General features: G+C 72.7%; 19 protein-coding genes. 8 read left to right on the top strand and 11 right to left on the bottom strand.

Annotation, left to right across the window (positions count from 1 at the left end):
* Positions 1 to 24: 24 nt before the first annotated feature.
* The 6 genes from ML5_RS24170 to ML5_RS24145 all read right to left on the bottom strand — a co-directional run bounded on the left by ML5_RS24170 (position 25) and on the right by ML5_RS24145 (position 5962).
* The gene (locus ML5_RS24170) at positions 25 to 942 is read right to left on the bottom strand and encodes a PmoA family protein (protein ID WP_013476529.1); all 918 of its coding nucleotides are present in this window, start codon (positions 940 to 942) and stop codon (positions 25 to 27) included.
* Positions 939 to 1610: a hypothetical protein gene (locus ML5_RS24165; protein WP_013476528.1), complete on the bottom strand. Its 672-nt coding sequence runs from the start codon at positions 1608 to 1610 to the stop codon at positions 939 to 941. Before ML5_RS24165 ends, ML5_RS24170 begins: the two co-directional genes overlap by 4 nt.
* The gene (locus tag ML5_RS24160; RefSeq protein WP_013286694.1) at positions 1607 to 2476 is read right to left on the bottom strand and encodes a carbohydrate ABC transporter permease; all 870 of its coding nucleotides are present in this window, start codon (positions 2474 to 2476) and stop codon (positions 1607 to 1609) included. Before ML5_RS24160 ends, ML5_RS24165 begins: the two co-directional genes overlap by 4 nt.
* Positions 2473 to 3453: a carbohydrate ABC transporter permease gene (locus ML5_RS24155; RefSeq protein WP_013286695.1), complete on the bottom strand. Its 981-nt coding sequence runs from the start codon at positions 3451 to 3453 to the stop codon at positions 2473 to 2475. The genes ML5_RS24160 and ML5_RS24155 overlap by 4 nt, the downstream gene beginning before the upstream one ends.
* Before the next feature lie 21 nt (positions 3454 to 3474).
* Complete coding sequence (locus ML5_RS24150) at positions 3475 to 4818, bottom strand: ABC transporter substrate-binding protein (protein WP_013476527.1); 1344 nt, start codon at positions 4816 to 4818, stop codon at positions 3475 to 3477.
* Between the two features lie 97 nt (positions 4819 to 4915).
* The gene (locus tag ML5_RS24145) at positions 4916 to 5962 is read right to left on the bottom strand and encodes a LacI family DNA-binding transcriptional regulator (protein ID WP_013286697.1); all 1047 of its coding nucleotides are present in this window, start codon (positions 5960 to 5962) and stop codon (positions 4916 to 4918) included.
* A 241-nt stretch (positions 5963 to 6203) separates the two neighbouring features.
* Here ML5_RS24145 and ML5_RS24140 point away from each other — a divergent pair, with 241 nt between their 5' ends.
* The 8 genes from ML5_RS24140 to ML5_RS24105 all read left to right on the top strand — a co-directional run bounded on the left by ML5_RS24140 (position 6204) and on the right by ML5_RS24105 (position 15805).
* Complete coding sequence (locus ML5_RS24140) at positions 6204 to 7532, top strand: Gfo/Idh/MocA family protein (RefSeq protein WP_013476526.1); 1329 nt, start codon at positions 6204 to 6206, stop codon at positions 7530 to 7532.
* A 16-nt stretch (positions 7533 to 7548) separates the two neighbouring features.
* Positions 7549 to 8982, top strand: coding sequence for a glucuronate isomerase (gene uxaC, locus ML5_RS24135; protein ID WP_013476525.1), 1434 nt, complete (start codon positions 7549 to 7551; stop codon positions 8980 to 8982).
* Positions 8979 to 10280, top strand: coding sequence for an enolase C-terminal domain-like protein (locus ML5_RS24130; RefSeq protein WP_013476524.1), 1302 nt, complete (start codon positions 8979 to 8981; stop codon positions 10278 to 10280). The genes uxaC and ML5_RS24130 overlap by 4 nt, the downstream gene beginning before the upstream one ends.
* On the top strand, positions 10271 to 11755 hold the full coding sequence (locus tag ML5_RS24125; RefSeq protein ID WP_013476523.1) for a mannitol dehydrogenase family protein: 1485 nt from the start codon (positions 10271 to 10273) through the stop codon (positions 11753 to 11755). Before ML5_RS24130 ends, ML5_RS24125 begins: the two co-directional genes overlap by 10 nt.
* A complete protein-coding gene (locus tag ML5_RS24120) occupies positions 11752 to 12957 on the top strand; it encodes a Gfo/Idh/MocA family protein (RefSeq protein WP_013476522.1) in 1206 nt (401 codons plus the stop codon). Before ML5_RS24125 ends, ML5_RS24120 begins: the two co-directional genes overlap by 4 nt.
* Before the next feature lie 29 nt (positions 12958 to 12986).
* Positions 12987 to 14330, top strand: coding sequence for a polysaccharide lyase family 1 protein (locus tag ML5_RS24115; protein ID WP_013476521.1), 1344 nt, complete (start codon positions 12987 to 12989; stop codon positions 14328 to 14330).
* A gap of 283 nt (positions 14331 to 14613) precedes the next feature.
* Positions 14614 to 15072 (top strand): ATP-binding protein, encoded by a 459-nt coding sequence (locus ML5_RS24110; protein WP_013476520.1) that lies wholly within the window; start codon positions 14614 to 14616, stop codon positions 15070 to 15072.
* 7 nt (positions 15073 to 15079) lie between these two features.
* Positions 15080 to 15805 carry an HD domain-containing protein gene (locus tag ML5_RS24105; protein ID WP_013286704.1) on the top strand — a complete coding sequence of 242 codons (726 nt, stop codon included), beginning with the start codon at positions 15080 to 15082 and terminating at the stop codon, positions 15803 to 15805.
* A 901-nt stretch (positions 15806 to 16706) separates the two neighbouring features.
* On the opposite strand, the gene ML5_RS24100 is transcribed toward ML5_RS24105, so the two are convergent.
* The 5 genes from ML5_RS24100 to ML5_RS24080 all read right to left on the bottom strand — a co-directional run bounded on the left by ML5_RS24100 (position 16707) and on the right by ML5_RS24080 (position 23397).
* Positions 16707 to 17135, bottom strand: a complete 429-nt coding sequence (locus tag ML5_RS24100) for a barstar family protein (RefSeq protein ID WP_013476519.1) — start codon at positions 17133 to 17135, stop codon at positions 16707 to 16709.
* Positions 17136 to 17194: 59 nt separating this feature from the next.
* On the bottom strand, positions 17195 to 17635 hold the full coding sequence (locus ML5_RS24095) for a ribonuclease domain-containing protein (RefSeq protein WP_013476518.1): 441 nt from the start codon (positions 17633 to 17635) through the stop codon (positions 17195 to 17197).
* Positions 17636 to 17821: 186 nt separating this feature from the next.
* Positions 17822 to 20731: a M36 family metallopeptidase gene (locus ML5_RS24090; RefSeq protein ID WP_236619283.1), complete on the bottom strand. Its 2910-nt coding sequence runs from the start codon at positions 20729 to 20731 to the stop codon at positions 17822 to 17824.
* 288 nt (positions 20732 to 21019) lie between these two features.
* Positions 21020 to 21952, bottom strand: coding sequence for an HNH endonuclease (locus ML5_RS24085; protein ID WP_013476516.1), 933 nt, complete (start codon positions 21950 to 21952; stop codon positions 21020 to 21022).
* A 185-nt stretch (positions 21953 to 22137) separates the two neighbouring features.
* Positions 22138 to 23397: a hypothetical protein gene (locus ML5_RS24080; RefSeq protein WP_013476515.1), complete on the bottom strand. Its 1260-nt coding sequence runs from the start codon at positions 23395 to 23397 to the stop codon at positions 22138 to 22140.
* Positions 23398 to 23497 lie beyond the last annotated feature (100 nt).

Genomic DNA, 23497 nt, shown 5'->3' with positions numbered 1-23497 from the left:
GCAAGACCGGCTCACTCCTCGCGCTCACGGAACGACCGCCTCGTCCAGCCGGGCCGCGATGCCGGCCGGGTCGAGGTGGCCGTCGGCGACCAGCACCCGGTGCCGGTTGTGCCGGGGCCGCCCGGCCGCGACCACCGCCGGGCCGTCGAACGCGTACGCGACGCAGACGCCCGGGTACATCGCGGTGCGCACGAACCACCTGTCGCCCGGCCCCAGGCCGGTGAACACCAGCGTGTACGCGCCGCCGCCCGGCGCGGTGGCGGACAGCGCCAGCCAGGGCGCGGCCGACCCGTTCACCGCCTCCTCGCCTTCCGCCTCGGCGGTACGCACGAGGGGTTCGCCGTCGGCCACCGCCCGCCAGAAGAAGCCGCCGTACCCCGCGCCGCCCGGGCGGCCGTTCGTGGCCGGGCTGCCCAGGTGCACGTCAGCGCCGGTGGCGGAGGCGAGCGTGGCGGACAGGTCCAGCCACCAGGCGTCCTCGCCGGCCGGCGTGGCGGTGATCCGCCGGTGTTCGCGCAGCAGCACCCGGCCGTGCCGGTCCCGCCACTCCAGATCGTGGTCGAACCGGTCGGCGGCCCGCTCCCGCCAGCCGGTGTGCGCGATCACGCCGTGGTCGTCGCGCCAGGTGTAGCCGGTGCCGCGCACGTACGTCCGGCCGCCCCACAGGTTGACGCCGTCGACGTCCTGCACCGCCAGCGATGCGCCGAGGTGCCAGACGTGGTCGGCCGGCAGCGCGTCGGTCACCGGGGTGCCGGCCCGGGTCCGCACCGGATGCAGGTAGGGCCGAGGTCCGTGACGCGGGTCGAGGTCGGGCCGGACCACATACCGGGCCACCTCGGCGCCACCGACGACCAGCCGCGACTCCGCGTCGCCCCCGGCAAGGCGCGACTCGGCGTCAGCCCGGCGCGGCTCGGCAGCGGCGGAACGGGGTTCGGCGGTCACGACAGGTCCGGCGCGGGGACCGGGTGGCGGGCGTCGAGCGCGTGCAGCGCCGCGAGCGCGTACCCGCCGAGGATCGGCACCGCGACCGGCGTGACCAGCACGCCCAGCAGCACGGCGAGCGCGCAGACGCCGGAGGCGGCGGCCCAGGTGCCGGGGCGCTGCGGGCAGGTGCGGGCCACCTCGAGCGCGGCCGTTCGCCAGCCCCGGCCGCCGGTGCGTCCGACCGCTACGGCGACAAGGCCCGCGTACCCGAGCAGGACCGCCACCACGACGGCGGTGAGCGCGAGCGCGGGCCCGCCGCCTGGTACCCGGCCGGTGGTGAGCGCGAGCAGATCGGCGGCGAGCAGCGCGGCGGCGGCCAGGGCGACGGCGCTCACCGCCGATCCGGCGGGCAGCGCGCGGCCGAACCAGGTCAGGCTGGTCCGCGCGTCCGGCCAGGCGCCGGTGACCGACCTGTCGTGCAGCGCGGCACTCGCGGTGGCGACCGCCGGGGCGAGCGTGAGCACCGGCAGTGCGGCGAGCGCCACGGCGAAGCCGAGCAGCGCCAGGTCGGTCGCCTCGCGCAGCGTGTCCCGCCAGTCGGCACGGGCCGGCACGGTGTCGGGGTGGGCCGGCACGGTGTCGGGGTGGGCGGGTACGGCGTCGGTGTGGGCAGGCACGGCGCTCATCCCTTCAGCCCGCTGGTGTTGATGCCCTCGACAAGCATCCGCTGGAAGGCCAGGAAGAACAGGAACACCGGCAGCAGGGACAGCACCGACATGGCGAACATCGGGCCGACAGCGCTCTGGCTTGTCGAGTCGATGAACAGGGTCAGCGCCACCGGGACCGTGTAGTCCTCCAGGCTGGACAGGAACACCAGCTGGCGGAAGAAGTCGTTCCAGGTCCAGATGAACGAGAAGATCGCGGTGGTGACCAGCGCCGGGCGGCTCAGCGGCAGGATGACGTGCCGGAACACGCCGTACGGGGACGCGCCGTCGATGGTGGCCGCCTCGTCCAGCTCGCGCGGGATGCCGCGCATGAACTGCACCATGAGGAAGACGAAGAACGCCTCGGTGGCCAGGAACTGCGGCACCAGCAGCGGCAGGTACGGCCAGTCGCCGCCGACCAGGCCGAGGCTGCGGAACAGGATGTACTGCGGCACGATCAGCACGTGCCCGGGCAGCAGCAGCGTCCCGATCATGACGGTGAACCACATCTTGCGCAGCCGGAACCGCAGCCGGCCCAGGGCGTACGCGGCGAGCAGACAGGACAGCGCGTTGCCGACGACGGTGAGCCCGCTGACCAGCGCGCTGTTGAGGAAGAACCGGCCGAAGCTGATGTCGAAGTTGGTCCAGCCGTCGAGGTAGTTGCCGGGGGTGAAACGTTCCGGCAGCAGGCCGACGTTGTTGACGATCTCGGCCTGCGACTTGACCGAGGTGCCGAGCATCCAGAACAGCGGGTAGAGCACCACCGCGACGATCGCCACGAGCACGATCAGCCGCAGGACGTTCCGGCCGCCGCCCGGCCGGCGGCGGGCGACAGGAAGCGCCGTCATGAGTCGTCTCCGTCCGAGTAGTGCACCCAGAACCGGCCGGTGCTGAAAAAGACGGCGGTGACCACGCCGATCGCCACCAGGAACACCCACGCCATCGCCGACGCGTAGCCCATCTCCAGGTCGGTGAAGCCGGAGATGTAGAGCTTCAGCGTGTACATCAACGTGGAGTCGACCGGGCCGCCGGTGCCGTTGCTGAGCACGAACGCGGCGGTGAAGCCCTGGAAGCCGTTGATGGTCTCCAGCACCAGGTTGAAGAAGATAACCGGGGAGAGCATGGGCAGCGTGACCGCGCGGAACCGCCGCCACGCCCCGGCGCCGTCCACGGCCGCCGCCTCGTACAGCTCGGTGGGCACCTGCTTGAGCCCGGCCAGGAAGATCACCATGGGTGCGCCGAACTGCCAGATCGCCAGCACCATCAGCGTCTCCAGCGCCCAGTCCGGGTCGCTGACCCAGGGCAGCCCTTCGACGCCGAACAGGGCGAGGAACGAGTTGAACGCACCGTCCCGGTTGAACATGTTGACCCAGACGATGGCCAGCGCGACGCTGCCGCCGAGCAGCGACGGCAGGTAGAACAGGCTGCGGAACAGCCCGACGCCGCGCCAGGCACGGTTGAGCAGCAGCGCCACACCGAGCGCGGCGGCCAGCTTCAGCGGCACCGCGATCAGCGCGAACGTCAGCGTGACCCGCACCGCGTGCCAGTACGACGGGTCGGCGGTGAACATCCGCTCGTAGTTGGCCAGCCCCACCCACCGCACCTCGGACAGCGGGGTGAGGATGTCGTAGTCGGTGAAGCTCAGCCAGAGCGAGAGCACCATCGGGATCGCCGTGACGCCCATCAGTCCGATGAGCCAGGGCGAGAGGAAGACGTACCCCGCCAGGCCCTCGCCGAGCCGGGCCCGGCCGGCCCGACGCCGCGTGGGGCGAGGGCCGGCCGGTCCGGTGCGCGGGGTCCGGCCGGGCGCCGTGGTGAGAGCCACGGGACCGGTCCTTTCGTGGGGTCAGGCGATCGCGGACTTGCAGGCGGCGACGAACTGCTCCGCCGCCTGGGCCGGGGTGGCGCGGCCGTACTGGGCGTTCTCGGCGGCCTTGACCAGCTCGGACTTGACCTTGCTGTGCCCCTTGATCGGGACCTGGGGCGAGGCGCCGAACTTCTGCGCCAGGTCGGACTCGACCTGGATGGACTGCTTCATGGCCGGGTCGGTGGCGGTCTCGCTGACCTTGGCGCGCAGATCCATGTTCGACGGCAGACCGCGGTCGGTGCCGAGCAGCGCCACCGCCTCCGGGTCGTTGTTCAGGAAGTTGATCACATCGACGGCGACGTCCTTGTGCTTGCTGCCCTTGAACACCGACCAGTACATCGAGGCGCGCGCCCACTGCGCGCTCGGGTCACCCGGGTACGCGACCACGCCCAGTTCGTCCTTGGTGTTCTTCTTCAGGTCCGGCATCTGGTTGACCCAGACCCAGGAGGTGGCCGACTTGCCGGTGACCACGAGCTGCTTGGTGATGTCGCTGGAGTTGCCCTCGTGGATGACGTCAGGCGTCGGGGTGGCGCCCCGGTCCCGCGCGCCCTTCCACAGCTCGAACCACTCCGTCACGTCCTCGGCGGTGAAGCCGAGCTCCTTGCCCTTGTACAGGTCCTTGCCCTGCTGGCGCAGCCACACCCAGAGCGCCTTGTAGTCGGCGCTCGGGTCCTGGGTGCCGGGCACCTTCGTCTTCTTCGCCACCTGCTCGGCCCAGGCGATGTGCTCCTCCCAGCTCATCCCGGTGGTCGGCTCGGGCAGCCCGTTCTTGGTGAGCAGCGTCTTGTTGTAGACCAGGCCCTGCGTGTTCTCCCCAGCGGCGACCCCGGCGAGCTTGCCGTCGACCACGCCGTACTCCAGCAGGCTCTTGGGGAACTTCGACACGTCGAGCTTGCCGGAGTCGCGGTAGCTGCTCAGGTCGAGCGTGGTGCTGCGGCCGGCGTACTCGGCCAGGTAGTTGTCGTCGATCTGGAACAGGTCCGGCGGGTTGCCGCCGGCGGTCAGTGTGGCGAGCTTGTCGAAGTAGCCCTGGTTGGCCTGCCAGGTCTTCTCGAACGTCACGTCCGGGTGCTTCTTGGTGTAGAGGGCCAGGGCGTCCTCGGTGAGCTTGGCCCGGGCCTCTCCGCCCCACCAGAAGACGGAGAGCTTGACCGGGCCGCCGTCGCCGCCGGCTTCGTCGTCGCCGCAGCCGGCCGCGCCCAGGGCGAGGGGCACGGCGAGCGCGACGGCGGCCAGGCCGCGGACGAGTCGGCGTCGGGTCAGGGGGGTACGGTGATCCCGCCCGGCGGGTGCGCCGGCGGTGGGGGACGTTGCGGGGTGCATCTGCGCTCACTCCTCGGCTGTGGGAGGCGACGACGTCACCGGCGGCCGTCCGCGGGCCGCCCGGGTCCGCAAGGCTGTGCGGGCCCGGGCCACCTGCTCAGGCTCCGGTGCCGTCCCGGCCGGGCGCGGGGACGGGCCCGGTCGAGTCGCGGACGACCAGTTCGGTCTGGAGCATTACCTGTGCGGTGGTGCGACGGTCGCCGGCCGCCGCGCCCCGGCCCCGGGCGCCGCGTGGCGCGTCGGAGTCGAGTTGCAGCAGCATGTCGACGGCCGTCCGGCCGGCGGCCGCGGTCGGCGTGGCCACCGTCGTCAACTTGGGGCGGGTGAGCCGGCTCAGCGCGATGTCGTCGACGCCGACGACGCTCACGTCGTGCGGCACCCGCGCCCCGATCGCGTCCAGCCCTTCGATCAGGCCGATCGCCATCAGGTCGTTGTAGGCGAGCACGGCGGTGACGCCGCTGCGGCGTACCTGCTCGGCGAGCGCGCCGCCGCCGGTCTCGGTGGGCTGGTTGGGTCCGAGGACTGTCAGTTCCGCTCCCCCGCCCCGGGCGGCGGCGGTCGCGGCGCGGCGCATCTCCCGGGCGGTCCAGGAGCCGCGCGGGCCGCCGAGCAGCGCGATCCGGCGGTGACCGAGCCCGAGCAGGTGCTCGATCGCGGCCCGGGCGCCCTGCCCGACGTCCATCATCACGCAGGGCAGGCCGGCGATCTGGCGGTTTATCACCACCACCGGGACCTCGCGGCTGACCTGCTCGATCAGGCTGTTGCTCATCCGGGGGCTGCACAGCAGCACACCGTCGACCTGCTTGGCCAGGGCGTGGACCAGGTCCTCCTCGGCGACCGGGTCCTCGTTGGTGTCGGCCACGAACACGTGGTAGTCGCGGTGCCGGGCCTGCCCCTCCGCCGCCTTGATCAGCGGCGGGAAGAACGGGTTGGCGATGTCGGCCACGATCAGGCCGATGTTGTGCGTACGGCCGGTGATGAGGGCCCGGGCGGCCCGGTTGGGCCGGTAGCCGAGGTCCTCCGCGCAGGCCAGCACCCGGACCCGGGTCTCCGGGTTGACCAGGTGCGGGGCCGAGAACGTCCGGGACACGGTGGAGATGTGCACACCGGAGGCGCGGGCGACGTCCCGGATGGTGGCTGGCACGGCGGGCTCCCTCGTCCGATGTGGTGGGCGTCACGGGTGCCGCCCATTAATGCAAACGGTTGCGCCCGTGTCAACGGTCCATTGTTGCGGCTCGATTGCGCCGGCGTTCCCGCCACGTGCATGAATGCCCATCAATACGGATGGATAGGGCGGGTTGGGCGGCAACCGTTGACGACGCATCCACCGTCATGGTTTCTTCGGCTGCAAACCTTTGCAGTCGACTGCCGGGGAGGCCGACGTCATGTCACCACCGGCCCGGAAACGGGTCCGCCACGCCCTGGTGGGTGCCGGGGCACGCGCCGAGATGTTCGTCCGTGCCCTCGCGCTCGACCACGCCGACACCGCCGAGCTGGTCGCGCTCGCCGACGTCAACCAGATCCGGATGGACGCCCACAACCGCTGGCTGGCCGAGCTGGGCCACCCGCCGGTGCCCACGTACGCCGCCGCCGACGTCACCGCCATGCTCGCCGAGGAGCGGGTCGACGTGGTGCTGGTGACCAGCGTCGACGCCACCCACGACGAGTACGTGACGGCGGCGCTGCGGGCCGGCTGCGACGTGGTCGTGGAGAAGCCGATGACCGTCGACGCGGAGCGGTGCCGCCGCATCCTGGACGCGGTCGCCGAGACCGGCCGGCGCGTCACCGTCGCGTTCAACTACCGCTACAACCCGCTGCACGAGCAGTTCCGGCGGCTGCTGGCCGACGGCGCGGTCGGCGAGATCGGGTCGGTGCACTTCGAGTGGCTGCTCGACGTGCGCCACGGCGCCGACTACTTCCGCCGCTGGCACCGGGACAAGTCCGTCTCCGGCGGCCTGCTCGTGCACAAGTCCGGCCACCACTTCGACCTGGTCAACTGGTGGCTGGACGCCCGCCCGGTCGAGGTGCACGCGTACGGCCGGCTGTTCTTCTACGGCGAGGACGGCCGCCGGCACGGCTACGCCCGCGACTACGACCGGGCGCACGGCTCCCCCGCCGCCGACGGCGACCCGTTCGCGCTGCGCCTGGCCGACCACCCGAGGCTGCGCGAGCTGTACCTCGACGCCGAGGCCGAGGACGGCTACCACCGCGACCGCAACGTCTTCGCCCCCGGCGTGACCATCGAGGACGACCTCGCGGTGCTCGCCCGCTACGACACCGGCGCGACGATGACCTACCACCTCACCGCGTACGCCCCCTGGGAGGGCTACCGGGTCATGGTCAACGGCAGCCGGGGCCGCCTCGAACTGGAGGTGACCGAGAGCGACCACGTCAGCCCGTCCGTCGCCGGTGCCCTCAAGGGCGCGGCGCTGCACGGCGACGAGGCCGCCGTCGAGCAGGGCGCGGCCCGGCTCACGCTGCGCCCGTTCTGGGCGCCGCCGCAGGAGATCCCGGTCGAGAGCTGGACCCGGCGCGGGCACGGCGGCGCGGACGCCCGGATGACCCGGGTGCTGCTCGGCGGCGAACCCGACCCGCTCGGCCGGGCCGCCACCGCCCGCGACGGCGCACTCGCCCTGCTCACCGGCCTGGCCGCCAACCGCTCGCTGGAGACCGGCGCGCCCGTCCGGGTCGCCGACCTGCTCACCCTGCCCTGACCGAGGAGCCCTCGCTGTGCCGATCATCCCCCGCGGCGACCTGCTGCTGCCCGCCGAGCCCGGGCTGCGCGCCCTGGCCCGCGAGCTGTACGCGCTCGCCGCCGAGCAGCCGCTCATCTCCCCGCACGGGCACGTCGACCCCGGGCTGCTGGCCGAGGACCAGCCGTTCCCCGACCCGGCCCGGCTGCTCATCGTGCCCGACCACTACCTGACCCGGATGCTGCTCAGCCAGGGCGTACCCCCGGCCGACCTGGGCGTGCCGAGCGTCGACGGCAGCCCGGTGGAGACCGACGGGCGGACCATCTGGCGGCGCTTCGCCGCGCACTGGCACCTGTTCCGCGGCACCCCGTCGCGACTGTGGCTGGAGCAGACGTTCCGGCACGTGTTCGGCGTCGACACGCCGCTGAGCCCGGCCACCGCCGACGCCGTCTACGACGCGCTCGCCGCGCGCCTGGCCGAGCCGGGGTTCCGGCCCCGGGCGCTGTTCGAACGCTTCGGCATCGAGGTGCTCGCCACCACCGAGTCACCGCTGGACGACCTGGGCCGGCACGCCAAGCTCGCCGCCGACGGCTGGGGCGGGCCCGGCGGCCGAGTGGTCACCACGTTCCGCCCCGACGACGTGGTGGACATGGAGTTCGACAACTGGGCCGCAAACGTGGACCGGCTCGCCGAGATCTCCGGCGAGGACACCGGCACGTACGCCGGATACCTGGCCGCGCTGCGGGCACGGCGGGAGGCGTTCGCCGCCGCCGGGGCCACCTCGTCCGACCACGGGCACCCCACCGCCCGTACCCTCGATCTCAGTCCCGCGCAGGCCGCGGCGCTGTACGACAAGGGCCGGCGCGGCCTGACCGGCGCCGCCGACGCCGAGGCGTTCCGGGCGCACATGCTGCTGGAGTTCGCCCGGATGTCGCTCGACGACGGCCTGGTCATGCAGCTGCACCCCGGCGCGGTCCGCAACCACAACCGCTGGCTGCACGCCCGGCACGGCCGCGACGTGGGCGGCGACGTGCCGCAGGCCACCGAGTACGTGCACGGCCTCGCGCCGCTGCTCGACGCGCACGGCAACGACCCCCGGCTCACAGTGGTGCTCTACACGCTCGACGAGGACACGTTCACCAGGGAACTCGCCCCGCTCGCCGGCGGGTACGCGGCGCTGCGCCTCGGCGCGCCCTGGTGGTTCCTGGACTCCCCCGAGGTGCTGCGCCGGTTCCGCGAGGCGGTCACCGAGACCGCGGGCTTCTACAACACCGCCGGGTTCGTCGACGACACCCGCGCGTTCTGTTCCATCCCGGTACGCCACGACGTGGCCCGCCGGGTCGACGCCGGATTCCTCGCCCGCCTCGTCGCCGAGCACCGGCTGACCGAGGACGAGGCCGCCGAGACCATCGTCGACCTGGCGTACCGGCTGCCGAAGCAGGTCTTCAAGTTCGGAGGTGGGCCCGCATGACCACAATCGTCGACGTCGAGGTGCACGACGTGCGCTTCCCCACCGCGGCCAGCGGCGACGGCTCGGACGCGATCAACAGGGGCGACTACTCGGCCACGTACGTGGAACTGACCACCGACGGCGGGCCGACCGGCACCGGGTTCACGTTCACCAACGGCCGGGGCAACGAGATCACCTGCGCGGCGGTCCGCGCACTCGCCCACCACGTCCGGGGACGCACCGTCGCCGAGATCGCCGCCGAACCCGTGGCGTTCTGGCGCTCGCTCACCGCGGACGTGCAACTGCGCTGGCTCGGCCCGGAGAAGGGCGTGATCCACATGGCCACCGGCGCGCTCGTCAACGCCGTGTGGGACCTGCGCGCCAAGCTCGCCGGCAAGCCGATGTGGCGGTTCCTCGCCGAGGCGCCCACCGACGAACTGGTCGCGACAGTCGACTTCCACCACATCACCGACGCGCTCACCCCCGACGAGGCGGCGGCCATCCTGGACAAGGGACGCGACGGGCTCACCGACCGGCTGGCCGCGCTGGAACGCGACGGGTTCCCCTCGTACACCACGTCGGTGGGCTGGCTCGGCTACCCGGACGAGCAGGTGCGCGCGCTGACCCGCGACGCGTACGCGCAGGGGTGGCGCGCGATGAAGATGAAGGTCGGCGGGCGGATCGAGGACGACCTGCGGCGGGCCCGGATCATCCGGGCCGAGATCGGCCCGGACGCGCTGCTCATGATGGACGCCAACCAGGTGTGGGACGTGGACGAGGCGATCGCCGCGATGGGCGTGCTCGCCGAGGTCGACCCGTACTGGATCGAGGAGCCCACGCACGCCGACGACGTCCTCGGGCACGCCCGGATCGCCCGCGCGGTCACCGAGCTGACCGGCGGCCGCTGCCGGGTCGCCACCGGCGAGGTCGCCGCCAACAAGGTGATCTTCAAGCAGCTGCTCCAGGCCGAGGCGATCGGCGTCATGCAGGTCGACGCCTGCCGGGTCGGCGGCGTGGACGAGGTGCTCGCCGAACTGCTGCTGGCCGCGAAGTTCGGCGTGCCGGTGTGCCCGCACGCCGGCGGCGTCGGCCTGTGCGAGTACGTGCAGCACCTCGCGATCTTCGACTACCTGCGGGTCGGCACGAGCCTGGACGGCCGCATGGTCGAGTACGTCGACCACCTGCACAAACACTTCACCGATCCGGTCCGCACCCGGGGCGGGCGCTACCTGCTGCCCACAGCGCCCGGCTACAGCGCCACCATGCGCCCGGAGTCGATCGCGGAGTTCCGCTTCCCGGAGGGACCGGCATGGCGCTGACCCCCGACCGGCTCGGCCTGGCCACGCTGCGCCACCTGCCGCCGGAGTCCCGGCCGCTGGTGCGCCCCGGCACCGTGCCGGCCGGCATCGTCCACCTCGGCCTCGGCGCGTTCCACCGCGCCCACCAGGCCGTGCACACCGAGGCGGCGGTCGGCGCGGCCGGCGGCGACTGGGGCATCATCGGCGTCGCGCCGCGCAGCACCGACGTGGTCGAGGCCCTCGACGCGCAGGACTGCCTGTTCAGCGTCACCACGCTCGCCGCCGAAGGCGCGGCCACGCGGGTGGTCGGCGCGCTCGCCGGGGTACGGCACGCCGCGAGCGACCCGGACGCGGTGGTCGGCCTGCTCGCCGACCCGGCGATCCGGGTGGTCACGCTGACGGTGACCGAGAAGGCGTACCGGCTGGACCCGGTGACCGCCGCGCTGACAGTGGACGCGGACCTGACCGCCGACCTGACCACCGGCCGTCCCCCGCGTACCGTGCCGGGTCTGCTGGTCCGCGGGCTGCTCGCCCGCGCCGCCGCCGACGCCGGGCCGATCGCGCTCGTGAGCTGCGACAACCTGCCCGCCAACGGGCGGCGGCTGCGCGGTCTGGTCGAGCAGGGCCTCGCGCTGGCCCGGGTGCCGGAGGCGACAGCCGAGCGGGTGCTGGCGGCGGTCACCTGCCCCGGCACCATGGTGGACCGGATCGTGCCGGCGAGCACCGACGAGACCCGGGACACCGCCCGGCAGGCGCTCGGCGTGACCGACCTCGCGGCGGTCGCCGCCGAACCGTGGTCGCAGTGGGTGATCGAGGACGACTTCCCCGGCGGCCGCCCGGCCTGGGAACGCTCCGGCGCGATCCTCACCGGCGACGCCGGCCCGTGGGAGCGGCTGAAACTGCGGGCGCTCAACGGCGTGCACTCCGCCACCGCGTACCTCGGTGCGCTCGCCGGCGCGGAGACGGTGGCCGAGGCGCTGACGCTGCCGCACCTGGACGCGGTGCTGCGGCGGCTGCTCGCCGAGGAGATCGCGCCGAGCTTCACCCCGCCGCCCGGCGCCGACGTGGCCGACTACGGCGAGCAGGTACTGGCCCGTTTCGGCAACCCGGCGATCCGGTACCGGACGACGCAGGTCGCCATGGACGGCTCGCAGAAGCTGCCGCAGCGGGTGCTGCACACCGTCGCCGACCTGCGGGCCGCGGGCCGGTCGGCGCGGTGGAGCGCGCTCGTGGTGGCCGCGTGGCTGCGGTTCCTGCTCGGGTACGCCGACGACGGGCGGCCGCTGCCGCTGGACGACCCGCTCGCGGACCGGCTGCGCGCCGCGCTGGCCGCCGGAGCGCACACCCCGGCCGGGGTGGTGGACGCGGTCTTCGCGCTGCGCGAGGTGTTCCCGGCCGACCTGGCCGCCGACGACGAGTTCCGCGCCGACGTGACCGGCTGGCTCACCGCGCTGGAACGCCACGGCGTCCGGGCCACGCTGGCGGGCGCCCGGTGACCGGCGGGTGGGCGGCGACCCGCCGGGGGTCGCCGGTGAGCGCCGGCGGGCCGCCCCGGGTGGCGCTGATCGGGGCGAACGGGCACGGCCGCTGGCACCGCCGGACCATCGCCGAACTGCACGCCGCCGGGCGGGCGCGCCTTGTCGCCCTGGTCGACGTCCGCCCGCTGGAGGCCGAACCGGACGCGCCGGTCCCACCGGAAGCGGCCGTCCTCACCGATCACCGGGTCATGCTCGCCGAGTCCCGGCCCGACGTGGTGGTGATCTGCACGCCGCCGCACACCCACCTGCCGATCGCGCTCGACGTACTCGCCGCCGGGGCGGACCTGCTGCTGGAGAAGCCGCCGGTGCTCGACCTGGCCGAACACCGGACGCTCGCCGAAGCCGCCGCCGCTGCCGGCCGGGCCGTGCAGGTCAACTTCCAGGCGCTCGGCTCGGCCGCGCTGACCGAACTGACCGGCGCGCTCGGACGGCTCGGCCCGGTCACCGGCATCGCCACGCTCGCCGCCTGGCAACGCCCGGACGCCTACTACGCCCGCTCCCCCTGGGCCGGGCGACTGTCGGTCGACGGCCGCCCGGCGCTGGACGGCGCACTCGCCAACCCGCTCGCCCACGCGCTGATGCAGTGCCTCGCCGTCGCCGAATCGGTCACCGGCGCGCCGGTCCGCCCGGCCCGGATCGAAGTGGAGCGCTACCGCGTCCGCCCGATCGAGGTGGACGACACCAGCGTGCTGCGGCTGACCCCGCACGCCGGGCCGCCGGTGCTGGCCGCGCTCACCCTCGCCGCCGAGGAACACGTCCCCGGGGAGGTGCTGGTCACCGGCGAGCGGGGCCGGGCGGTGCTGGAGTACCCGACCGACCGGCTGCGACTGCCCGGGGACGACGCGCCGCACCCGGTGCCCGGCCGCCGAGGGCTGCTGGCGAACCTGCTCGACCACCGCGCGGACGGCACGCCGCTGATCGCGCCGCTGGCGCGTACCGAGCCGTTCACCGCGGTGCTGGACGCGCTGCGGGACGCACCCGTTCCGACGCTGCTCGACGGGGACCTGGTGCGCGAGGCGGGCGACGGCCCGCAGCGGGTGCTGATGGTGCGGGGCGTCGGCGCGGTGCTGCGGGCCGCCGCGGAGACCGGTGCGCTGCCGTCCGAGGCGGGCGTGCCGTGGGCGGTCAAGCCCTATGTGGTGGATCTACCCCTGCAGTGAATGTCCCTCCAGGAGAACGGAAACGAGTCATGCGTACCCGAACCGCAGCCGTCGCGGCGCTGGCCGCCGCGCTCGTCCTCACCACCGCCGCGCCCGCGCCGGCCGCACCTGGTAAGCCGTCCCGGGCCGCCGAGCTGATCGGCCGCCAGACCCTCCCGGCGAACGACGGCTGGGCCGCCGCGGGCACCGGCACCACCGGCGGGTCGGCCGCCGCGCCGGACCGGGTACACGTCGTGCGTACCCGCGCCGAGCTGGTCGCCGCGCTCGGCGGCGACAACGCCACGAACGCCGCCGACGCCACCCCCAAGATCGTGTACGTGGCCGGGACAGTCGACGGTTTCGAAGGACCGGACGGCACCCTGCTGGACTGCGCCGACCTGGCCGACCCGGAGTACTCGCTGCCCGCCTACCTGGCCGCGTACGACCCGGCGACCTGGGGCCGGGTCAACCCGAGCGGACCGCTGGAGGCCGCCCGGGTGCGTTCGGTGGCCGAGCAGACCCGGCAGACCCAGATCAACGTCGGCTCGAACACCACTATCGTCGGGCTGCGCGGCGCGCGGCTCACCGGCCTGACGCTGATGATCGACCGGGTGGCCAACGTGATCGTGCGCAACATCGAGTTCGCCGACGCCCGGGACTGCTTCCCGGCCTGGTCCCCTGCCGACGGCGACACGGGCAACTGGAACTCCCAGTACGACCAGATCTCGGTGCGCCGCAGCGAGCACGTCTGGATCGACCACAACACGTTCACCGACGGCGACAACCCGGACAGCGCCCAGCCCGTCTACTTCGGGCGGCCCTGGCAGGTGCACGACGGCTCGGTGGACGTCACGCACACCGCCAGCCTGGTCACCGTGTCGTGGAACCGGTTCACCGGCCGGGACAAGGTGATGCTCATCGGCTCGTCGAACACGGTCGGCCCGGACGTGGGCCGGCTCAACGTCACCGTGCGGCACAACCTGTTCGACGGCACGCTGCAACGCCTGCCCCGGGTCCGGTTCGGCCAGGTCGACGTGCACGAGAACCACTACCGGCTCGGCGGGCCCGGCTTCGCGTACGCCCTCGGCGTCGGCGTGCAGTCCGCGCTGTACGCGGAGAACAACTTCTTCACGCTCACCGGCGACACCGGCCCGGCCGACCTGCTCTACGACTGGGGCGGCACCGCGCTCACCGAGCGGGGCAGCTGGGTCCGGCAGGGTGACCGCCTGCCCCGGCCGGTGGACCTGCTCGCCGCGTACAACGCCGCCCACGACCCCGACCTCGGCGGCGACGCCGGGTGGACGCCCACGCTGCGCGCCGCCCGGCCGCTGCCGGCCCCGCTGGTCCCGTTCGTCGTCGACGCCTTCGCCGGCGCCGGGCGGCTGCCGCTCTGACCTGCGCCCGAGCCCGCACGCGCGCCACCTCGACGCCGTCGGGGCAACCGCGACCGCTCGTCCCGGGCCGGCGTCCCCTCGGGGGTCGCCGGCCCGCCGCGTTGCCGCCTCTGCCGGGCCGCCGGCTGACACGCCGCCCCCGATGCGCAATGATCACGTTTGACGGACACCGCCGCCGGGGGAATGAACCGGCGGCCACCGGGGACAACAGGGTGAGAATCAGGCGGTGACAGCGCGAGTGGGCGCCCAGGTCCGGGGACGGGCACGGGACGGAGGGCCGGACGTGACGGGTGGGACATCCGGCGACGTCGGCCCGGTCCTCACCATCGACCTGCCGGCCGACCCGGCCCGGCTCGCCGCCACCCGGGAACGGTTGCGCGGCTGGCTGCATGCCCGGGGCGTGAGTGAGTGGGACGTCGACACCGTCCTCATCGCCACCGGTGAGGCGTGCGCCAACGCCATCGAGCACGGCTACCGCTTCGCCCGGGAGGGCATCACCACGCTGCGGGCCGAGCTGCGCGGCGACCGGCTGGAGATCGAGGTACGCGACCGGGGCGGCTGGCGCGCGGCCGACGGCGACGACACCGGCGACCGCGGCCGGGGACGGCTGATCATGGCGCGGGTGATGGACGAGGCCACCATCGTCGGCACGCCGGAGGGCACCTGCGTACGCCTGGTCAAGCGTCTCACCGGCGACGTGAGCGGCCCGGCGGACGCCGGATCTAGCGAAGATCAGCTATAAGGGACGCATGGAGTTCCCCGCGTACCTCGCCACCATGCCGATGCACGCGATCACCGAGATCCACGGTGAGCCCGGCCTGCTGGCCCGGTTCCGGCTGGAGATCGAGGCGTTCGACGAGGCCGCCCGCGACCGGCTGACCGAGGCGCTCGACCTGGCTGCCGACCTGCACCGCGACGACCGCCGGGTACGCGAGCCGTACCTCAACCACCTGCTGCGGGTGGCGATCCGGCTGATGCACCACTACCAGGTGCGGGACGTGGACGTGATCGTCGCCGGGCTGCTGCACGACGCGGTCGAGGACCACCCCGCCGAACTCGCAGGGCTCGACCCCGAGTCGGCAGCGGACGCCACGCCGGCGGCACTCGACGCGCTGTCCGACCGGTTCGGCGCGCGGGTCGCCCGGCTGGTCGCGGCGGTCACCAACCCGGCGTACGACCCGGGGCGGGACCGCGACGAGCAGTACCGGGAGCACGTGGCGGCCAGCCTGGAACGGGAACCCTGGGCCCGCGTGATCAAGGTGTCCGACTTCACCGACAACGGCGTGGGCGTGATCCACACGATCGGGCCGAAGGTGACCCGCGCCGCCACCAAGTACCGCCCGCTGGTGCCGGTCTTCCGCGACCTGGTCGCCCGGCCTGACACGCCGCTGTCGGCGCCGGTCAAGCAGCACATCCTCGCCCAGCTGGACCTGGCCGAGGAGCGCTTCAGCGCCATCCTCGACCAGCCCGCCTGACCCCACCCGGTCCGGCGTGTCCCGCCCAGGCCGCCGACGCGACCCGCGCCCTCACCACCCGGCTCGCACTCACCCTCACCTTCGCCACTTCCCAGAACCGGCGCCCGGCCCACCACCCCGAGGTGGCCGCATCCCCACCCACCAGACCCCACCACCTCCCCGAACCGGCGCCCGGCCCGCCACCACCGCGAATTGGCACCCGGCCCACCACCACCCCGAGGTGGCGGCATTCCCACCCGCCAGACCCCACCACCTCCCCGAACCGGCGCCCGGCCCGCCACCACCGCGAAGTGGCGGCATGCCCCACCCACCAGGCCCGTCATTCCCCAGGCTGACGCCCGGCTCGCCACCTCCCCGAAGTGGCCGCATCCCCACCCGCCAGACCCCACCACCTCCCCGAACCGGCGCCCGGCCCGCCGCCACCCCGAAGTGGCGACAACCTCACCCAGCGGACCCCGCCACTCCCCCGAACTGGCGACCGCCCACGCCACCACCCCGAATTGGCTGCATCCCCACCGACCGGACCTCACCACCACCCCGAACTGGCGCCCGGCTCGCCACTACGGCGAAGTGGCGGCATCCCTCCCCACCGGACCCCACCACCTCCCCGAACTGGCGATCGGCCCACCACCTCCCCGAAGTGGCCGCATCCCCACCCACCAGAACCCCGCCACCTCCCCGAAGTGGCACCCGGCCCGCCGCTACGGGGAAGTGGCGGCATCCCCACCCACCAGACCCCACCACCTCGCCGAGCTGGCGGCCATGCTCACCGCACGAGGTCGCCACCTCGCCGAGCTGGCGGCCATGCTCACCGCACGAGGTCGCCACCTCGCCGAGCTGGCGGCCATGCTCACCGCACGAGGCCGCCGCTTCGGGGAGGGGGCGGCGAAACGGCACCCGGTCAGCCGGTTGCGGGAGGCGGGGCGCCCACCCGCCCGCCGAGCACGGCGGCCACGCGGTCACGCAGGGCGCGCAGTCGGTCCGGGTCGTCGCGTAGGACCACCCGCAGCGTCTCGTGCCCACCGGCGGCGACCGCGCCGAGCACGTCCAGCAGCGTGCCGAGCTGGGCGGGCGGCTCGTCGGCGAGCAGGTCCGCCGCGTCGGTCACGACCAGCGTCAGCGGACCGGAGTCGAGGCGGTCTGCGAGCGCGTCGGCGAGGGCGTCCCAGTTGCGGCCGTACCAGCCGGGCAGCGCCAGTGACCCGGCCAGCGTCTCGTGCAGCCCGGCGCGGGTGCGGCTGGCCCCGCCGGAGACCGGCACACCGTCCGGCTCGGGCGGCGCGCCGTCGTACACGAGCCAGGCCGGCGGCTGCGGGGACGCTGCGCCCATGATCCGTCCTTTCCCGACGGCGCCGGCCGGGGGTCGCCCCCCGCCGGCGCCGAGGCTGCTCAGAGCCGGTAGAAGTTGGCGTAGTGGTCGGGCGAGAACCAGGTCGCCCCGGTGCTCTTGTTGACCACGATCCGGTACGCGTCCCGGGAGGCGTTGCAGGCGCGCGGGTAGACGTCGTACTCGTAGTAGGTGGCGCCGGCGGGCAGCTGACCCTCGTAGTTGTAGAACCGGCCGCCGGCGAAGTTGCACCGGCCGCCGCTCCACGAGTACCAGCCACGGCTGGTCGGGAAGCTCTTCGCGGACCAGCCGGACCGCGCGGTGCGCGCGTCGGCGCAGCGGGACTGCGTGCAGGAGCCGTAGACGGCGGCCGCGGCGGGTTCGGCGAGGCGGGTGGAGACAGTGGACGGTGCGACGAGCGCCGCGGCGGCCACGGCGGTGACCAGGGCGGACGCGGCGAGGGCGCGGCGTACGCGGGTGACGGCGGCACGGAACGGGGTCAAGGGATCCTCCTTGAGCGAGCCGGCAGGGCATCGACCAACGTCGTTCGCTGGTCGCCGCTCAGTCTGTCGAGGATCCTGCCCGCGGTACAGCCCCGATCCGGCGACGGCGCCCCGAACCCCGGGTGAACACACGATGGCGGGTGCGGACGGACGACCCGAGCCGCCCGTCCGCACCCGCCGTGTGGGTCAGCGCGTGAACGCCTGGAACTCGGCGATCCGCACGTTCTGCGCCTGCGGGCTGGCGGTGGCGCAGTCGGTCGCCGCCCGCGGGTCGTCGTCCTGCTCACCGGCGTAGTCCGGCGCGCCCGTGCACTGGTTGGTCAGCACCTCGACGCGCAGGTGCGTGGCCTTGGTACGCGGAATGTCGAACGACCGCATGATCAGCTCGGGCGCCCGGGGACGCGGCGCCACAGCCGGGAACGCGTCCGGCCGGCTGGTGTAGACCGGGCGGAAGTCCGCCGCGTCCGCGCAGGTCACCGGCCCGGTCGCGGTGCACGCGAGGACCCGGAACTGCCGCACCGCGGAGTACCGGCTCTGGGTGCCGGCGTCCGCGTCACCGGCGACCGCCGGACGTAGCATGGCGCTGACCTGCACCCGGCGTACCTGCTGGACGTCGCCGGACAGGTCGACTGTGACCTGCCGGCCGGCGACCGGCGCGCCCAGCGAGGCCCAGTTCGTGGCCTCGTCGTCGTCGGCGATCTGCGGCAGGTTGATCCCGTCGCCGGTGACCGCCGCACCCGCGGTGGCCGAGGCCAGGTTGGGTCGCAACGACACCGCCAGCGTCCGGTTCTGGCCCGCCTTGACCTTCACCGGGCCGATCCGAGTGTGGCCGTAGCCGGGTGCCCGCACCACGAACTCGTACGTGCCGGGCACCAGATCCACCCGGTCGGTGAGCGGGGTGGCCGCGTCGGTGTCCGCCACCGGCACCGCCCGGGCCTGGTAGCGCCCGACGAACAGCTGCGCGCCGGCCACCGGCCCGCGCTCGCCGACCGGGAGGAACCGCAGCGAGCCCTCCCGCGCGTACGGCGAGGTGAAGCCCGGCGTGGGGTTGGCGTCGGTGTGGCCGACGCTGGCCGCGGTCTCGCCGAGGCCGCGCCCGGCGAACGCGTTCCAGAGCAGGTCCTGGTTGGCGCCGCCGAAGCGGATCCGGTCGGCGGCGAGCATCGCGTCCCGGGCGTCGACCATGCTGACCTGGCTGACCGACATCAGCAGGAACGAGTCGAAGACCAGTTGGATCCAGCGCCGGTTACCCGGGCAGGCGGTCACGTCGCGGGCGCCGGTGGCGCACGCCTTCTGCACGGCCGGGGTGCCGCTGCCCCACCGGCGCATCATGGCCGCGCGGATGTCGGTGTTGGTGGCGCTCCACACCTCACCGGAGGCGTGCACCTGGAGGCCGACGAAGTCGTAGTCGACCGAGCTGTAGTTGAGCGGGCTGTCACTCATGTTGTAGTTGCGGATACCCGCGTTCGGGTCCTGGGTGGTGTACTCGCCGATGGTGAACCCGCGCCGGCCGGGCGCGGCGTATCCGTGCTCGAACAGGTACTCCATGGCGAGCTGGTCGGACCAGCTCTCGCTCATGCCCTGCGGCGAGCTGACCCCGGCGCTCGGGCCGGCGATCATGCGGTTGGTGACCGCGTGGCCGTACTCGTGGGCGATCACCGACATGTCGAAGTCGCCGTCGACGCACGGCGCGTAGAACGAGCCCGCCATGGGCTGCCACAGGTACATGTTGGTGGTCGGCGCGACGCCGTCCGGCGGGGTGATCTGGTTGGCGTTGTTGCGGGCCGCGAAGTTGGGCGGGCCGCCGCTGGCCCCGCCGGCCTGGGCGTTGCCCTGCTCGGGGTCGTTACCGAGCCCGCCGCGGCCGAGGTTGTCCTGCTGCATGTTCCAGGTCTCCTCGGTGAACCCGAGGTGATAGGTCCAGTCGTGCATCCGGTTGTGCATGGCGAACAGGTTCGCCCGCGCCGCGTCGATGTCGTTCGCCTGCGGCGACGTGAACACCTCCGGGTTGCAGCGCTGCTCCTGCCACTGGTTCGTCCACGGGTAGTCGTACCGGCGGTCCGGGCGGGGCGTCGCGGTCTCGGTGCCGACGCTGAACGGGTCGTTGCTGAACCAGTTCTGCACCGCGATCGCGTTGTTGCCCTTGGTCGTGGTGGTGGACTGGCCGGTGGCCGGGTCCACGTCCCACGCCGGGTGCCCGGGCACGCCCACCACCTCGGCGCAGCCGCGCGCCGGCACGGCGCACCACCGCTTGCGGGTGTCGACCGAGGACCTGTCGACCCGCGGCGAGTTCGGGAAGACCTCCCACGAGGGGTGGTCGGCGTCGTGGTCGATCAGGTCCTCACGGACCAGCACGGCGCTGTCGCGGGCGTCCACGTAGGTGGCGTAGGCGGCCGGGTCCGCGCCGGTGGTGTCCGCCCCGAGGACCACCTCCCACGCCGCGCGCGGCCCCCGGTCCGCGGTGGGCACCGCGACCAACGAGGTACGCACGACCTGCGCGTCGGAGCGGCCGGCGTCGGCGACGGCGGCCTTGCGGGCCTGCTCGGCGCTGATCGTGGCCGGGGCCGGCGTACCGGCGTCGCGGGCGAGCGAGGAGCTGACGTGCCACACCGCTCCGTCGCGTACGCCGATCGACAGCATGCCGTCGACGGCGGCCGGCAGGTCACCGAAGCGCTGCCGGAACAGGACGGTCGCGCCCTGCCCCATCGGCGCCACCGTGAGCAGTTCCAGCGCGGCGGCGCCCTCGGCGGTCAGGCCCAGCACGTCCCGGTTGGCGGCCACGTACGCGCGCGCGGCGGCGGCCGGGTCGGCGGGCAGGCCGGTGGCGAGGGGCTTGCCGGTCGACGTGAGCGTGGCGGGCGTACCGAAGTCGGTCCAGCGCACGCGCGCGCCGAGCGCGGCGGCCCGGTCCCGCTGCCGGTCGCTGGCGGCGACGCGGCCCTTGCGGTTGTCCTTGGCCTTGGTGTCGTGCCGGTCGCCCGGCAGGTGGTCGGGTGGCGCCTGGGTACGGGTCTGTTCCCGGGGTGCCGCCTGGCCGCCGCCAGCGGCGGTCAGGACCAGCCCGGCTGCGAGCAGCAGCGCGGTGGTCCCCGTCAACGCACGGGATGGTGTGCGCACGGTCCCTCCTGTCATCGTCGAACGGCGATGTCCGTTCCGCCATCCGACCAGGACGATCAACCGTCCGACACCATCCGAACATCCATAAATGTTGTTGCGTCGATTTCTCGGCGGCCCTCACGGCGCCCCTGGCCGAGCAGCTTCGAGAGTCACGTCTCACCAGACGAGACACGAATAGATCTTGGTATGAAACGGCCCCCATGAGGGCCCTTTCGTACCAAGATCTCCACGGCGTCAGCAGCTGCTAGGCGGGAGGCGGCTCAGCAGTCAGGCCGCTTTGAACACTGACTCCAGGTGCCACTCCAGGAACTCGGCCTTGGGACGGTCTCCACGTCGCTCTGGGATCGCGACAACGGACCCGGCCTTCGCGTAGAACTGGTCGCCGTTGCCGAACTCGCTTCGCAGGCGCGGACTCACCATCAGGCGGTACCTCGGGTCCACGCCCAGGTAGCCCTGATCGAAGAGGATGTGGACATCGGACCTGAGCAGCATGCCGTTGTCGATCCGATGCTCGCCGCCCGCCGGCAGTGGCCGGATGTGCGCCGCCTGGAGCACCGGTTGCAACTTGTTGCCCGTGATCGCACAGCGGCGGCCGTACGCGCCGAGCACCACCGCCTTGAACGACTTCTGGCCGAGACGCTGGGGAACGAGCCGTGGATCTCCGTAGATCGGGCCGGGGCGATGCCACGGCTCACCAAGGTCCAAATCGACCTCTCCACCCAGAAGGCGGTGAAGGGCAAGACCGAAGTAGTCCGCAGCGGCTGGATCAGCGAGGTCGTACGTCTTGCCCTGTACGACGTTCGGCGCGAAGCCAGGGGGCGGATCGACCGACGAGCCGTCGGCGAAGAAGACGCTGTCACGAACGAAGATGCACCCGATCACCGGATCCTCCCCCGGCTCGATCGACTGTTTCCGGTACCGCCCGACGCTACGCCTCATCTCGTCGAGGCTCGCGACGCCGTTGCCCTCGCCGAAGAGGTTCCACGCTTCCGAGATCTTCAACTGGGTGAAGCCGCTGAAGAAGCCACCGCCGACGACGCGATTGAACGGATAGTGGGCTTTGAAGAGAAACGGCTCACCAGGCGTGAGCGCACGAAATGCACCACCCGACGGACGCCAGAAGTTCACCTCGTTCAGATCAGGACGCGCCGCCAGGAACCGATACCACTTCTCGTCCGTGACTCCGACGAAGGCCTTCACACCGCCAGCCTGCACCAGAACGGATCTTGCCGCTACCCCGACCGGCGTCACGAACCCGACCAGTCAAAGTTCGCGCATCCACGTCGTCGGGTCCGTTACGAAGACGCAAACAGCGGGTCTCGGTCAGTCCTCCACCGCACCAGACGCGGATAGGTGGCGGGGTCAGGTCACGTTCTCTCTCCTGATCAAGCGTCGCCACTCTTCTCCTTGAGTTCGTCGTCCTCCCCGCGCCGACGCAGTGCCCACCCGCCGACCCGGCCGGAAAGCTTGCCCGTCGCCCATTTAGCCCGGTCGAAAGTGTCGTTACCGAGGCGCCTGGCGGCATCAACGCCGTCTGCTCCGGTCTCAAGCGCCTTGTCTCTCGCCTCCTTGGCCGCATCCGCCCATCGTCTCGCGTCCGACGACTGCCGAGCGCTCTCGATACCGAGTCGCCCGTGGAAGTTGACGATGGCTGTCGAGACTTGGTTGCTCGACTTCACCACCGCCGGTGAGTCCATCGGGTTCAGCAAAACCTTGGCGTTCGCCCTGCCCGCGGCCGCTTCCATGCGGGCAAGGAGGCGCTCGGTGCACCGGGAGATGAGTTCGAGTCGGTTCTGCCGAGCATTCCTCAGCCCGACGCGATGCCCGTCCAACTCGTCCGGCGACGCGTCCAGCACCCGGTCGAGTTCGAGCACGGCGATCGCGTCCTGCAGTTGGAAGCAGCGGGCCAGGACGACAAGCCACTCCTGCGCCTTGGACTCCGCTTCCCTGGCTGCCCTGGCAAGCTCACCGATCGCGCTTTTACGCTCCAGCTTCTCCGCGAGCGCGTCGAGCTGACGCAACGCGTACGCCTGGGTTTCTGCGATCGTCGCCGGCGCGCCCTGCACCTTCGACCATGTGACTTCGTCGACTCGGCCGCGCTGCTCACGGATGGTCATGGACTCCTCGATGACGAAGCCCACGCCGATCATGCGGGCCAACACAGCGTCCTTCTGGGCACGGAGCACATCGTCGACCTTCTCGTCGATCGTGGCGAGATAGTCGGTGATCTCCTTCATGCTCTGTTGCATCGCAAGCTGCGCCATGAGCCCCGCCGCACCGGCCAGCAACGCCGGGTTGCCTGCGACCGCCCCGGGCCCCTTCGAGATCTGAAGCCATTTCTGGATCGAGCCTGGATCTCCCACCATCGCGTGGCTGACCCCTGGGGTCTTGGTCGGCATCAGACCGAATTTGTGGACGAGCTGCGCTGACTCCTGGGTCAGCTGCACCCAACGACCGGAGTTGGCGGCGATCTCGGAACCAGCCTGAGTCGCTGCCGCCTCGACCTTGAGAACAGACCCGAGCCGAGGCAGCCCGAGGTTCTTCGACGGCAAGCCCTCGGAGACCAGGAAGCGTTCGACAGCCGTCGGATCTCCGATGACCGCCAGCCCGTCGCCGTCGCTGATCAGCTGAATCTCGTTACCCATTGTCGGCTCCTGACGGGTGGGAGGATGGAGAGCGACGCTGTCTACTCTGTTCGCTGTGTGGCCTTAAGAGGGCGCCATCAGATCAGCGGCTCGCACCTTC

It is taken from the genome of Micromonospora sp. L5 (assembly GCF_000177655.2).
GTDB lineage: Bacteria > Actinomycetota > Actinomycetes > Mycobacteriales > Micromonosporaceae > Micromonospora > Micromonospora aurantiaca.
Note: the sequence above shows the minus strand (reverse complement) of the source record. Positions and strands in the feature narration are given on the sequence as shown.